Below are 14672 nucleotides of genomic sequence, written 5' to 3' on the forward strand. Positions count from 1 at the left end.
TACCTTTACCAACAAAGCCGCTAGAGAAATGAAAGAGAGAATTGCCAAAGTGGTCGGAGAAAGCGATGCTAAAAGTCTATGGATGGGGACTTTCCACTCGGTTTTTGCAAGAATATTGAGGAGCGAGGCTCATTACTTAGGATTTCCTTCCAACTTTACCATTTACGACTCTCAAGATGCTCTTAATGTACTTAAGAAGGTCATCAAAGACCTTAAATATAGACTCTGATTTATACAAACCTAAAAAAGTACAAGCCAGAATCTCTCAATACAAAAACAATCTCATCACCGTAAGGGCTTACTATAACAATCCTGAACTTATGGAAAACGATGCCCGAGCAAATATGAAACTCATTGGGCAAATTTATCAGAAATATGTGGAAGTTTGTTTTAAAAACGGAGCAATGGATTTTGATGACTTGCTTTTGAGAACCAACGAACTCCTCACGCGTTTCCCTGAAGTTCTTGCAAAATATCAAGACAGATTTAGATACATTCTAGTAGATGAGTATCAAGATACCAACCATTCTCAATATCTTATTGTAAAGGCGTTAGCCTCCAAATTTGAAAATATTTGTGTCGTGGGAGATGATGCCCAATCTATTTACTCTTTTAGAGGAGCTAATATTCATAACATTCTGAACTTTAAAAAAGATTATCCAGATGCCGTAACGGTTTCACTAGAGCAAAACTACCGTTCTACACAGAATATTGTAAATGCTGCTAATGTGGTGATTGCTAAAAACCAGCAACAGTTCAAAAAATATCCGTAATTCTATCAAGGTTAATCATGAGAAACAGCTATCAAATATACACCTATTTCTCTTTTTATGCAATATTTTTACTCAAAATTATTAATCAAACTCAGATTAATAGTAAAAATTAGTGAAGAAAAATAACCGACTAAATTCCAAATATCTGAATTGAAAAGCGATAGATTTGTTTGCGTAAATGATTCAATTGATTTTCCTAAAAGAATTGAATGTTGGAAAAATGGAGAGGAAATCAAAGCAACTATTTTAGGAGATGATTTAAGTATTCCATTTGAATTTAAAAGAATAAAACAAATTTTGAAAGAATCTACTGTTAGCTTTAGGTCTAATTGGGGGATTCTGGTAGGTAGAAACAATGAGTAATTGAGTTCTATTATCTAAAGATTGATATGAAAGCCTAAACATTAAATCAGAGACGGGGCTTGTTAGTAACTTTTTAAGGTTAAAAGTTCAAAAAAGGTTACTTTTTTTTATTGTTTTGTTACAATTACTTATATTTGTATCCAAATAATTTTTATTTATGAAATTTATCGTAGCAAGTAGCGAGTTACAAAAGGCTTTACAAGTGGTAAGTGGTGTGATTTCCAGTTCACAATCACGCCCTATTCTAGAAAACTATTTGTTCGAACTAGATAATCAAAATCTTAAGATTACTTCATCTGATGGGGAAACTACTTTGGTGACTTCTTTGGAGGTAATGTCCGAAGATCAAGGTAAAATAGCAGTTCCTGCGAAGACTTTTCAAGAACTGATAAAGACCTTTGGGGAGCAACCTTTAACTTTTACAGTAAAGGAGTCTGCCAATGAAATGGGGGCTTTACTAGAAATTCTAGACGATAGAGATAATTATGAGGTGGCTCTAGACAATGCAGAGGATTATCCAGAATTACCAGAGTTTGACGCTTCACAAAGTGTTACAATACCTTCGGGGGTGTTAGCAGAAGCATTGGTAAATACTCTGTTTGCTACAAGTAATGATACGCTTCGTCCTGTAATGACGGGGGTTTTATTCCAGTTTGGAGAAAATGAGGCTAATTTTGTATCTACAGATTCTCATAGATTAGTAGTTTATAAGAGAAAAGACATTAAAAATAGTGAGCCTATAGAGTTCATTATGCCTAAAAAGCCATTGAGTATTTTTAAAAATATTCTAGCTAATACAGAGGAGGAGGTCGTTATTGAGTTTAATGAGAATATGGCTAAATTTACCTTTGGTCATCATACTTGGATTTGTCGTCTAATAGACGGTAAATATCCTAATTACTCAGCGGTAATTCCTCAAGAAAATCCTAATTTGCTTACAGTAAACAGAAATTTGTTACTTAGTTCTATTAGGAGAGCATCTATTTTGTCTAATAAATCTACCAATCAGGTAAGATTTAAACTATCAGGTAATATTCTTCATTTACATGCAGAGGATACTGAGTTTGCTAATAAAGCAGATATGCAGATTCCTTGCGATTATAAAGGAGAAGACATCAACATTGGCTTCAGTTCTAAATTTTTAACAGAAATGTTATCAGTTTTGAGTTCTGATGATGTCTTGATGAGAATGTCTCAGCCTAACCGTCCAGGTATTTTAGAGCCAATAGATGGGTTAGATGAAAACGAACATATTTTAATGCTTTCTATGCCTGTCATAGGAATGTAATTAGTAATAAATAAAGTGATTATATATTAAATTACTTTCAGAATTTGAGATTTGAAACACAAATCTCAAATTTTGTTTTAAGGAAAATTTAAGTCAATATTTTAAAAATAATAAAGATTTTCAAACACATATTAAAGAATGAAAATATCAAATAATTGGTTAAAAAACTATATCAAAACCGACTTGAGTTCAGAGAAGATAGGAGCTTACCTTACAGATATAGGGCTAGAAGTAGAGGGGATAGAAATTTTTGAGAGTATAAAAGGAAGTTTAGAGGGTATTGTGGTAGGTAAAGTTTTAACTTGTGAAAAACATCCCAACGCAGATAAACTCAAAAAAACAACCGTAGATGTAGGAGGTCAAGTTTTAGAAATTGTATGTGGAGCACCTAATGTAGAGGCTGGGCAATTGGTGCCTGTGGCGGTAGTAGGAACAACGCTTTATGATAAAGAAGGGAATAGTTTTGAAATCAAAAAGGCTAAAATAAGAGGAGAAGTATCCGAAGGAATGATATGTGCTGAAGATGAACTAGGGTTAGGGAATAGTCATGATGGAATTATGGTTTTAGATGAAACTCACGAAGTAGGAAAGCCTTTTGCAGATTATTTTGAAATTACTAAAGATGAAGTCTATGAAATAGGATTAACGCCTAATAGAACAGATGCGATGTCTCACTATGGTGTGGCTAGAGATTTGAATGCTTTTCTGTACGCTTCTAATATCACAGATACAGAGTTTGAAAAGGTATCGTCTGATATTTTTCAGCCAGAAGGTGAGCACGGATTTTCTATAGAGGTAGAAGATGCAGAGCTTTGCCCTAGATATATAGGAGCTGTTTTGGATAATGTTAAGGTAAAGCCTTCTCCAGAGTGGCTGAAAAATAAACTTAAAGCCATAGGTTTAAATCCTATCAATAATGTGGTAGATGTTACCAATTATATTTTACACGGTTTGGGGCAACCTCTACACGCATTTGATGCGGATAAAATTTCTAGACAAAAAATAGTCGTAGGTGTTTGTAATTCTGGAACTAAATTTACTACTTTAGATGGTGTGGAGCGAACGCTTAACGGTACAGAAATTATGATAAAAGATGCTTCGGATAAACCAATGTGTATCGCAGGGGTATTTGGTGGGGCAGATTCTGGCGTTTCGGATTCAACGACAAAAGTTTTCCTAGAAAGTGCTTATTTCAATCCAGTATCTGTAAGAAAAGCGGCAAAAGCTCATGGTTTAAATACAGATGCATCTTTCCGTTTTGAAAGAGGAGTAGATGTTAATGCGGTTAGAGTAGCCATTACCAAGGCGATAAGTCTTCTTAAAGAAGTGGCAGAAGCGGAGTTTGTAGGGGATTTAATAGAGGTATATCCTGAGAAAATAAATCCGCATTATGTACTATTTAGATATTCTAAGTTAGACCAAATTCTTGGAGTTAAAATCCACCGTGAAACTGTAAAGAAAATATTGAAATCACTTGAAATAGAAATTCTTAACGAAATTCCAGACGGTCTAGAGCTTTCTGTACCGACTTATAGGGCAGATGTTACTAGAGAGATAGATGTGATAGAAGAAGTGCTTAGAATCTATGGATATAACAAAATAGATAGTCCTCAGAAGATTGCATTTTCACCAGTAAAATTGAGTTTTGAAGACCAAGATGCTTTAGAAAATACTTGGGCTAGATTGTTACAATCTAATGGATTTAATGAAGTGATGAACAACTCTCTTACTACGGTAAAAGATGAAACCAATGCGGTTAAATTACTTAACCCATTGAGTAATGACTTGGCATTTATGAGAACCTCTTTATTAGAAGGTTTATTACAAAATACAGTCTATAATATTAACCGTAAAAATACAGATGTTAAGTTTTTTGAGTTAGGTAAAATCTATCATAAATTTGAAACTTATAAAGAAAGAAAGCAGTTGGCAATGCTAATTTCTGGTAGACATCAATCTGAAAATTGGCTTGTGCCTAAATCTAGTACAGATTTCTATCATTTAAAGTCTTATGTTAGATTAGTGTTAGAAGTTTTAGGAATTACTATTCAGGAGAAACCTTTGCAAGATGCTCGTTTCAGTGATGGTTTAGAATTTGTTTCTGAAGGTAAGGTATTAGCAAGGCTAGGTAAGGTAGCACTAGAATATCTTAAATCAGCAGATATGGAGCAGGAGGCTTTTTATGCAGAGATAGAAGTAGAGGCTTGTCAAGAGTTGAGAACTAAAGGTAACTTTAAGTTTAGAGAAATACCTAAATTTAATAAGATAAGAAGAGATTTAGCGTTACTTTTAGATAAGAACATCACTTATTCAGATTTATATCAAGAGGTAATGAAGAAGCCATCGCCGTATCTTAAATCGGTTAATTTGTTTGATGTTTACGAAGGTAAGAATTTGCCAGAGGGAAAGAAATCTTACGCTTTGAGTTTTGAACTTCTTAACGAAGAAAAAACATTAGAAGAAAAAGAAATTTCAGAAATAATGGGAGGGTTAATCACACTCTTTGAGAAAAATTTTAATGCAGAGCTACGCTCGTAAATACAAATAAAAGTTATGAAAAATATAATATTAACATTAGGTATAGGTTTACTGATGTTTTCTTGTGCTACGGTAGGTAATACAACTACAACTAAGAGTAAAAAGAATCAAGTTAGTCTATTATCAACAGAATGGATTTTAGCGGAAAGTAGGCTCGGCTCTAGCAAAGTGCCTACTTTAACGGTAGAAACAGAAAAGGTATCAGGAAATTCTGGGTGTAACAATTATTTTGGACAGCTTAAAATAGATGCACAAACGGGAGCTTTTTCGGTAGAGAATGTAGGTTCTACTAGAATGGCTTGTAAGGATATGTTGGTGGAGCAAAACTTTCTAAAAATGTTGGAAAAAGCCAATAGATACGAAAGTGATGGCACTATTCTTACGCTTTACAAAGACCAACTACCACTAATGAAGTTCAGTAAGAAGTAGATTGTTTTGATTAAATAATACAAAAATGGATTGAAAAGAAGATATTTCAATCCGTTTTTTTGTATAGATAAGGGAAGACCAGATTGTGTTTATCACCACTGTTTTAATTCTTGTCATATTTTATAAATCTTTGTCATTTTTATGTGTCAAAATGTCTTATGATTGTTGCTGTATGGTGTTTGGCATTTTTTTCGTGTTTAGGGTAGAAGTTAAAATTAAACAATTAAAAATTTAAAACGATATGTCAGTAAATTTTAAACCGTTATCAGACAGAGTTTTGGTAGAACCAGCAGCAGCTGAAACTAAAACGGCATCAGGAATTATTATCCCAGATACAGCGAAAGAGAAACCTCAAGAAGGTGTAGTAGTAGCTGTAGGTGAAGGGAAAAAAGATGAGCCTATGACTGTAAAAGTAGGAGATAAAGTGCTTTATGGCAAGTATTCTGGTACAGAACTTAAACTTGATGGTAAAGATTATCTTATCGTAAGAGAAGGAGATCTTTTAGGTATTTTAGGTTAAAAATCAATCAATAAAAATAAAGTAATACATAGGTTTAATCTGTGTTTTCATAACAATAATTTAATTAAATAAACAAAATGGCAAAAGATATTAAATTTGATATAGAGTCAAGAGATGCACTTAAAAGAGGTGTAGATGCATTAGCAAATGCAGTTAAGGTAACTTTAGGACCTAAGGGTAGAAATGTAGTTATAGAAAAGTCTTTCGGTGCTCCACATGTAACTAAAGATGGGGTTTCTGTAGCTAAAGAGATAGAGCTAGAGGACAAAGTAGAAAATATGGGAGCTCAAATGGTAAAAGAGGTAGCTTCTAAAACCAACGATTTGGCGGGAGATGGTACCACTACAGCTACTGTATTAGCACAAGCTATCGTGAGAGAAGGTCTTAAAAATGTGGCTGCTGGAGCTAATCCTATGGATTTAAAAAGAGGGATTGATAAGGCAGTTTCTACTGTAATAGAAAACTTAAAATCTCAATCTCAAGCAGTAGGAGATTCTTCTGAAAAAATCAAGCAAGTAGCTTCTATTTCTGCAAATAACGATGATGCAATAGGTAGCCTTATCGCTGAAGCTTTTGGTAAAGTAGGTAAAGAAGGTGTAATTACTGTGGAAGAGGCTAAAGGTACAGATACTACGGTAGATGTGGTAGAAGGTATGCAGTTTGACAGAGGTTATCAGTCACCTTATTTCGTTACAAATCCAGACAAAATGGTAGCGGAGTTAGACAATCCGTATATTCTTTTAGTAGAGAAGAAAATTTCTTCAATGAAAGAATTATTGCCTGTTTTAGAGCCAGTAGCTCAGCAAGGTAAAGCTTTACTTATCATTTCGGAAGAGGTAGAAGGTGAGGCGTTGGCAACATTAGTAGTTAACAAACTAAGAGGTTCTTTAAAAATCGCTGCAGTAAAAGCTCCAGGATTTGGAGATAGAAGAAAGGCAATGTTAGAAGATATTGCTATCTTAACAGGTGGACAAGTAGTTTCTGAAGAAAGAGGCTTTACTATGGATAATGTAACTATTGATATGCTAGGTAGAGCAGAGAAAGTGGTTATAGATAAAGATAATACTACAGTAGTGAATGGTGCTGGAGATGAAGCTCAAATTAAAGCTAGAGTAAATCAAATCAAAGCTCAAATGGAAAGCACTACTTCTGACTACGATAGAGAAAAATTACAGGAAAGACTGGCTAAATTAGCTGGTGGTGTAGCAGTTCTTTATGTAGGTGCAGCTTCTGAAGTAGAAATGAAGGAGAAGAAGGATAGAGTAGATGACGCATTACACGCTACTAGAGCGGCAGTAGAAGAAGGTATCGTAGCTGGTGGAGGTGTAGCTTTAGTAAGAAGCATTGCTTCTCTTGAGAACCTTAACGGTGTTAACCAAGATGAAAACACTGGTATTAAAATAGTTAAAAGAGCTATAGAAGAGCCATTGAGACAAATTGTAGCTAATGCAGGTGGTGAAGGTTCTGTAGTGGTAGCTAAAGTTTCAGAAGGTAAAGGAGACTTTGGATATAATGCTAAAACAGATGAGTATGTTAATATGCTAGAAGCAGGGATTATAGACCCTACCAAAGTGACTAGAGTAGCATTAGAAAATGCAGCTTCTGTGGCTGGTATGCTATTAACTACGGAGTGTGTAATTACAGAATTACCTAAAGAAGAATCTGCAATGCCACCAATGGGAGGTGGAATGCCAGGTATGATGTAATTTTCATTGCAATTTAACTAAAATAAAAAAAACCGCTTTTTTAGGCGGTTTTTCTTTTTTACAATAGTTATTAATTCATAAATTACGATAATTAAAAAATATCAATAATTCTATTTTTAGAAGAATATTATCAATATATTTTTATAGTATGTTGTATGAAAATAACTACATTAGTATTAAAATTATATGTATTAAATAATTTTTTTTTGAAAAATTATGTTTAGATTTGTGGAGTATGTTTAAATAACAGTATATTATGACAGTATTATTAGTGATTTTAGTGGTAGTAGTATTAGTGGTTTTTGTAGTTATCTCTATTTATAATGGACTTGTAAGAAAAAGAGCTAATGTGCAGGAGGCGTGGAGTTCTGTAGATGTTTTCTTAAAAAAGAGAAATGACCTTATTCCCAACCTTGTAGAAACTGTAAAAGGTTACGCTTTACATGAAAGTAGTACACTCCAAAAAGTAATTGAGGCTCGTCAACTATCTACATCTGCTAGTTCTCCAACAGAACAAATCAAAGCAGAAAAAACAATGCAGAATGCTATGATGAATCTTTTTGCTGTTGCAGAGAATTACCCAGATTTAGAGGCTAATACTAATTTTATTGCACTACAGCAGGATCTCAATAGTATGGAAGATGATATAGAAATGGCAAGAAGATACTATAATGGTATGGTAAAGGAGAACAATATTGCCGTAGAATCTTTTCCGTCTAATATCATTGCTAATATGTTTAAGTTTAGCAAATCCGAGTTTTTTGAAATTGAGAATAAGGTAGAGCGTGAGTCTGTAAAAGTTAGCTTTTAATAAAATAAGATATGAGTGAAAAAGTTTTCTATGCTTGTTTTGATGCCTTTCCTACAAGCAAGGGAGCATCTACTCATATTCAGAATACATGTATTGCTCTTTCAGAAGTTTCCAAACAAGTAGATTTGTTTTGTCTTTCAGGAGGAGAACATAGTTGTTTACCAGAAAATGTAAAAGTACATCCGTTTTATTTTGATGATAGTACAGGAAATTACTTAAGAAAAGCAACTCTTTTTTCGGAGAAGATATTTGCTTGTATGGAAACTGTAGCTGCGGAAGGAGTGGCACAGTTTCGGGATATTTGGTCAGGTTTGGGAATGATAAATCGTCCAAAACTAAAAACTATTTTTGAAGTTAATGCTCTTACTTCCATAGAGCTTCCTGAAAAATACCCTCTGCTCACTCCCAAACTCTTAGAGGAAATTAGAAGGTTAGAAGCTCTTTGTCTACAAAGCTGTCAACATATAGTAACACCTTCTAATATTACTAAAAATTATCTTATAGAAGAGTTTAGTATTCCTGAAAATAAAATCACAGTAATTCCCAACGGTGGTGATGTTGCTGAAGGTTTGCCTCAATTTAATATATCTCTTCCAAAAAATTATATTTTGTATTTTGGAGCATTACAACCTTGGCAAGGCTTAGATGTACTAATAAAATCTCTACATTATTTAAGAGATTATGAAGATTTTTCGCTGGTTATTTGCTCATCAGTTAAAGAAAAAGCCAATAAGAATTTTATAAAATTAGCAGAAAATATAGGTGTTTCTGAACGATTGGTATTTTATAATGAGCTAGATAAAGCTACATTACATCATATTGTGAGAGGTGCAAAAGCCTCAGTTTCTCCTTTGAAATTTGGACTTAGAAATATTACCCAAGGATGTTGTCCGATAAAAGTTCTAGAAACTATGGCTTGTAAAACGCCTCTTATTTCGTCAGAAGTACCTGTGGTTAAAGAATTGATGGGAGATTATGCTTACTACTTTTGGCCTGAAGATGAGATGGATTTAAGTAGATGTATTCGTTTCGTATTAGATAATCAAAATTTGGCTAAAGAAAAGGCACTGTATGCATATGAGCGTTATCAAAATAACTTCACTTGGAAGCATCATAATGAAGAATTAAAAAAAGTATATAGAAATCTATTATCATAAAAAATGTTAGAAAATTCAAATATTCTTCTATCCTCAGAAAATATGGCTCCAATAGAGCAGGCTCATCTTTTGAGAGGGTTTAGCTCAAAAAAAACACCAATTAAATGGATACGTTTTTTCAGGCTTTGTGTACTACAAAGAGAAGAGGCTCTTAAGGCAAGAAAGAAAAAGACCGCAATTATGTGGGTAATTCTATTAGGAATATTTATTTTAACAACTATCCTTGTTCCTAAAATTTTTATCTTAGCATTATTTGTCCTACTTGTTTTAGGGAGTATTTTGAATTATATCTACAGAAGAAACTTTAATAAAAAATATGCTGATGGATACGATTTTTTTGCCAGCTATTTTACTGCACTTTTTACTTTAATGGAAGAAGAAATGCCAGAAACAGGAGTTATTTCTCTAAGAGCAAATGTAAAGAAGACTATGTCTTCAGAATTTTTTAAAAGTTCTAACGATGCTAATTTTAAAACTCAAGGTTTTATATCTGGAGTAGAGAAGTTTTATGAAAGAGAGATTTGTAACGGCACTTGTCAATTAAAAGATGGAGCAGAAGCTAACTTTAGTTTTATAGAAGTTCTGAGAAATCGTGTTATAAATAAAAGAGGAATAAGCGGAAAGAGAAAAGTGAAGAATAAATATAAAACGACTTATCCTTTTATTTTGAAAATGAAAATACCTAAATCACTCTATATCTTAAAGCCTGATGTGGACTCTTATGATTTAAAAATAGAAGAAGATGATAATTTTTACTATTTGAAAGCTAAAAGGAAATTTGATATTAGAGAAGAAAAGCCTGAGGACTATTCACCATATATGTATAACTCTATTCATTTGTTTTCAGTAGATTACTTTACGTTAGAGGTAATGAATTTACTGAATATTTGTTATGGATGTTTTACCTTAAGAAATACAAATTAAATGGAAAAAGATATAACTTGTCAAGAAAAAATAGGTCTTTTTTTGGTAGATACTTGTACAAATGATGCGGTGTGTACTTGTAGTAATTGTGGAAAAAAGGTCTGTAAAAACCATGTTTTTCAACATAAATTAAGCTCAGCTTTAAATGAACTTTGCCTTACTTGCAAGGCCGTATTAGACCCTAGGATAACCTCACAAATAGAGCTTTACTCCTCTGATCGTGCTATTTGGCGAAAAAAAATGAACACTCGGTTTCATGAAGAGTATCCTTATTTAGTTGCTATGGCAGATCAATATGATAGTCTTTTTGATACAGTAATATTTGCAGGCTCTAATGATTCTACAAATAGTTCATCGTCATTTGAGAGTTAATGAAGAAAGTTCTACTTATTACTCAAAATTATATTCCTTCTAAAGGAGGAATGGCTAATTCTTGTAAAAGAATAGTGAGAAATCTTCGCAAGAGCGGAGTTACAGTTCATGTATTACATTTTATTAATAGGAAATATAATTTTGAGATAAGAACAGAGATTAACGGAAACTATGCATCTATAGCAATATATCCTTCCGAAGAATATACATTAAATTTAGCTCAAACTTTTCTTGAAAGTCATATATTAAAGTTTTCTTTTGATATTGTAATGGCATTTGGTGGTTATCTACCGCTAATGTGGTCGCCAATAGTTGCTCAGTATTTTGAAAAGCCACTTTACACTTGTATCAGAGGAAATGATTTTGATGAGTTTATCTTTTCTAAGAGACGAAATGTTCTATTTTATGCACTTGAAAACTCTGCGAAGATTTTTTCAGTAACGCAGGAAAAATGTAGAAAAATAGAAAAAATTTTCCCTAAAGTAGAAGTTTGTTATACGCCAAATGGTATTAATGTGGATGAGTGGGAACTACATTCTTTAGAAAAGGAAAGTCTAGAAAACTTTTCATCAAATGGAGGGAAGAAAATTATCACTATTACAGGACAATTAAAACCTAAAAAGGGGACACTACAGTTTCTTGAAAATTTTGAAAATTTCAAAAATAAGAATAATTACGAAGTTCGTTTAGTAGGGGATATTCCAAAAGAAATAGAGGATAAACTATCTGAGCTATCCTTTGATGTGAAGAGCTATCCTTTTGTTAATAGTATGGAAATGAAACTGCTATATCACTCTTCTGATATTATTTGTATTCCTTCATTTTATGATGGAATGCCTAATGTTTTATTGGAAGCAGCAGCATGTGGAAAATTAGTTATAGCATCAAATATCGGAGGTATTCCAGATATTATTGAAGATTCTATCTCTGGAATTTTATTTAATCCTTTAGTAAAGAATAGCTTCGTTGATGCTCTTTTTCGCTACGAAGAACTTGTTATGTCAGGTGAGATAGAAGCTGTTCAGAAGAATCTACATGAAAAAATTAAAAATTTGTATAGAGAAGAAGACGAAATCAATAACTATATAAAACACTTAAAATAGAATTATCATGAAAAACATTTTTTTAACCCTTTTTACGGTATTGTTTGTAATAGTTTCTTGTAATAAGGAGGCTACTCAGTCTAAAAATACATCAGAAATTACAAGCTCTTCAGCTAAAGTAATAGATGCATCAATACAAATTAAAGATTTTTCTGGAAAGCCTATAGGAGCGTTTAATTTGGAGGACTCAAAAATCCAAATTGCGGATAAAATTTACGAGTCCAAATCGAAAGGAGATAAGAAAAAATACTATAGCAATGGAGCTTTTACCTATGAGGTAAAACTAAAGGATGATGGTTTTAAGTTGAGAAATACTGAATCTAAGCTCTTGTGGAAGGTAAAAATATATCCTGATAAAATAAAAATTTCGGATAATGAAGAAAGTACTAATCCATTCGAAATAAAAAACAGAAATGGGAGTATAGAAATCATTAAAAATGAGCATAAAATAGCTACTATTACTATAAAAGACGGAAAAGTAAATGTAAATGGGAAAGAATCTTATATCATAAGTCCTACAAATAATCAGTATGTGTTGGGAGTTCTTGGTATTGAGGAAATACCTATGGAGCAACGTCTTTTTATAATTTTAGAATATTTTTGTAGAACTAAATAATGTACCTTATTTATGCTTATGGAACTGGACTTGGACACCTGAAAAGGGTGTCCGATTTTATTAACCAACAGAGTATTCCAGTTAAAGACTGTATTATAGTTACACAATCTCAATTTGGATATTTTTGGGAAAAGGACTGGACGGTGATAAAGTTACCAAGAAGTACTTTTTGTAATGCATTACAATTTGAGATTGAGTTTAAAAAAATTCTATATTGTTTTCCTATTTCTGAAGTAATTGTAGATGTATTTCCTGAAGGTTTTTTTGGTGAATTAGGTGATTGTTTATCTTTGTTTAAAGGGAAAAAAGTATTATTAGCAAGAATACTTTCAAATGAATATTTTAAAAAATATCCTTCTAATCACATTTATAATGAAGTTTTTTTAACTGAATCTGGTATTGATATAGAAAATTATAGTTGCGAAACTACCACTGAGATAGAAATTAAATACCAGAATTCAAAACAAACGAGCCTTAATGTTCCTAAGTCTTCATATTCTGTTATTATACATAGTCAGCCACTACAGGAAGTAAAATACTTGTATCAAATGGCAAGAATGTATACATCAGAACAAATTGTCATTTTTACCACAATATTAGAAGATAATTTATTGGCGAATGATTCAGTAGTGTTCAAGATGCAGCAACCTCCTTTAGGAATGCTAGAGAAAGCAAATAAAATTTTTTCGGGTACAGGATATAATGCTGTAAAGATGCTAAAAAAATTTCATAACAAAACAGTCTTCATTCCTTTTCCAAGGGAGTATGATAATCAGTTTCTAAGGAAAAAACTCTTAAATAAGTGTACTATCTAATTATATAAATATAATACTTGAAAATTTAAATTATCCGTTACTCTTATTTGTTAATAATAAATTTTGTCGTAGGTTGGCTAGAAATGATATACGTTTTAAGTTAATTATTGTGTAATATGAGAATTAGAAAGCTTATTTATATGGTTTCAGTTTTGGCTTTTGTTGTAGGAAAATCTCAACAACATTTGCCTAAAGATACACTCTATGGTAAGGTTAAGACCTTAAGAGAAAAAGTAATATTTTTAACAGAAATTACAACTCCACAGTTTTTAGATTACGAAGATGATTATGGACCACAGGATTTAGAGGAGCTAAAGAGACCTTAGAAAGCTTTAGAAAGGTATGGTATACCTATGATTTTTGTCATTATTTAAACTATAAAAAGGTTTTTGATAATCGTGGTAATATGATTAAAGAAACTTGGTTTGATAAAAAAGACACTTGTATTGCTTCTTATCAAAGAAACTACGATTCTAAAAATAGAATCATCGGAAAATTGGACTCTGTCCGATCTACTATTCTTGAAACTCATTATGATTATCTGAATGATAACGAAGTAAATATTATCAAGAAAAATCTGAGGACTAATTACGCTCATCATAGTTATGAAAAAACTGAAAATGGTAAATTAAAGGTTCAGAAGATATTTCACGGTGATGAAGCTGTAAGTGAGTATAATTATGTATATGATGATAATGGATTGCTGAAATATAGAGTTTATAAAAATCCATATTCTTGGAAACAATACCAATATGGAGCTTGGAGTTATGGTATATATGGTATTCCTCCAAGTATTTATAAAGATATAGTGAATCACTACGATTCTGAAAAAAGACTTGTTAAAAACCAAAAATTTGAATTGTTTGAAAATGATACAAAGTACAAATTCCCAAATTTGTATGAACAAACTAAATATTACTATCAGAAAGGTAATTTAATTAGAGTTGAAAAAAAATATAATAGTGGAGTAAAATACTATGAACATTTTTCATATGATGAACAGCATCAGATATCTATCCATTATTGTTGTAGTAAATCTAAAAATAAATCCTCTAGGATAGGAAGTTACAAATTACAAAATGATAAGATTGTCCATTTAAATCTTATCGCTGGAGAAAATAAGTATGATATTTCTTTTGATTATGTATTTGATGATAAAAATAATTGGACTGAAATTACCAAAACAGTTAATGGAATAGCTTTGTATAAGTGGGTAAGAAAGATAGAATATTATGAATAAAAAAAGGACTAACCTAA

The 14672-nt window shown here is 32.1% G+C and carries 15 protein-coding genes and 1 pseudogene; all 16 read left to right on the forward strand.

What is annotated here, in order from left to right; genetic code table 11:
* Positions 1-764: pseudogene (locus D1003_RS00485) on the forward strand (ATP-dependent helicase); the annotation flags it as partial.
* A 159-nt stretch (positions 765-923) separates the two neighbouring features.
* Positions 924-1136: a hypothetical protein gene (locus tag D1003_RS00490; protein WP_153935289.1), complete on the forward strand. Its 213-nt coding sequence runs from the start codon at positions 924-926 to the stop codon at positions 1134-1136.
* A gap of 157 nt (positions 1137-1293) precedes the next feature.
* Complete coding sequence (dnaN, locus tag D1003_RS00495; protein WP_153935290.1) at positions 1294-2424, forward strand: DNA polymerase III subunit beta; 1131 nt, start codon at positions 1294-1296, stop codon at positions 2422-2424.
* Between the two features lie 138 nt (positions 2425-2562).
* The gene (gene pheT, locus D1003_RS00500) at positions 2563-4962 is read left to right on the forward strand and encodes a phenylalanine--tRNA ligase subunit beta (protein WP_153935291.1); all 2400 of its coding nucleotides are present in this window, start codon (positions 2563-2565) and stop codon (positions 4960-4962) included.
* Between the two features lie 15 nt (positions 4963-4977).
* Positions 4978-5391 carry an META domain-containing protein gene (locus tag D1003_RS00505; protein ID WP_153935292.1) on the forward strand — a complete coding sequence of 138 codons (414 nt, stop codon included), beginning with the start codon at positions 4978-4980 and terminating at the stop codon, positions 5389-5391.
* A 241-nt stretch (positions 5392-5632) separates the two neighbouring features.
* Entirely contained in the window at positions 5633-5911 is a 279-nt protein-coding gene (gene groES, locus D1003_RS00510; protein WP_153935293.1) for a co-chaperone GroES, read from the forward strand.
* Positions 5912-5988: 77 nt separating this feature from the next.
* A complete protein-coding gene (gene groL / locus D1003_RS00515) occupies positions 5989-7617 on the forward strand; it encodes a chaperonin GroEL (protein ID WP_153935294.1) in 1629 nt (542 codons plus the stop codon).
* Between the two features lie 256 nt (positions 7618-7873).
* Positions 7874-8428 (forward strand): LemA family protein, encoded by a 555-nt coding sequence (locus tag D1003_RS00520; protein WP_153935295.1) that lies wholly within the window; start codon positions 7874-7876, stop codon positions 8426-8428.
* 11 nt (positions 8429-8439) lie between these two features.
* A complete protein-coding gene (locus D1003_RS00525) occupies positions 8440-9585 on the forward strand; it encodes a glycosyltransferase family 4 protein (RefSeq protein ID WP_153935296.1) in 1146 nt (381 codons plus the stop codon).
* Between the two features lie 3 nt (positions 9586-9588).
* The gene (locus D1003_RS00530) at positions 9589-10509 is read left to right on the forward strand and encodes a hypothetical protein (protein ID WP_153935297.1); all 921 of its coding nucleotides are present in this window, start codon (positions 9589-9591) and stop codon (positions 10507-10509) included.
* On the forward strand, positions 10510-10881 hold the full coding sequence (locus tag D1003_RS00535; RefSeq protein ID WP_153935298.1) for a hypothetical protein: 372 nt from the start codon (positions 10510-10512) through the stop codon (positions 10879-10881). It abuts the gene before it with no gap.
* Positions 10881-11984 carry a glycosyltransferase family 4 protein gene (locus D1003_RS00540; protein ID WP_153935299.1) on the forward strand — a complete coding sequence of 368 codons (1104 nt, stop codon included), beginning with the start codon at positions 10881-10883 and terminating at the stop codon, positions 11982-11984. The genes D1003_RS00535 and D1003_RS00540 overlap by 1 nt, the downstream gene beginning before the upstream one ends.
* 7 nt (positions 11985-11991) lie before the next feature.
* Complete coding sequence (locus D1003_RS00545) at positions 11992-12600, forward strand: hypothetical protein (RefSeq protein WP_153935300.1); 609 nt, start codon at positions 11992-11994, stop codon at positions 12598-12600.
* Positions 12600-13415: a hypothetical protein gene (locus D1003_RS00550; RefSeq protein WP_153935301.1), complete on the forward strand. Its 816-nt coding sequence runs from the start codon at positions 12600-12602 to the stop codon at positions 13413-13415. The genes D1003_RS00545 and D1003_RS00550 overlap by 1 nt, the downstream gene beginning before the upstream one ends.
* Positions 13416-13531: 116 nt before the next feature.
* Positions 13532-13741 (forward strand): hypothetical protein, encoded by a 210-nt coding sequence (locus D1003_RS11140; protein WP_260393259.1) that lies wholly within the window; start codon positions 13532-13534, stop codon positions 13739-13741.
* Positions 13742-13821: 80 nt separating this feature from the next.
* A complete protein-coding gene (locus tag D1003_RS00555; protein ID WP_260393260.1) occupies positions 13822-14655 on the forward strand; it encodes a hypothetical protein in 834 nt (277 codons plus the stop codon).
* Positions 14656-14672: the final 17 nt, after the last annotated feature.

The organism is Riemerella anatipestifer (assembly GCF_009663465.1).
Lineage (GTDB): Bacteria > Bacteroidota > Bacteroidia > Flavobacteriales > Weeksellaceae > Riemerella > Riemerella anatipestifer_C.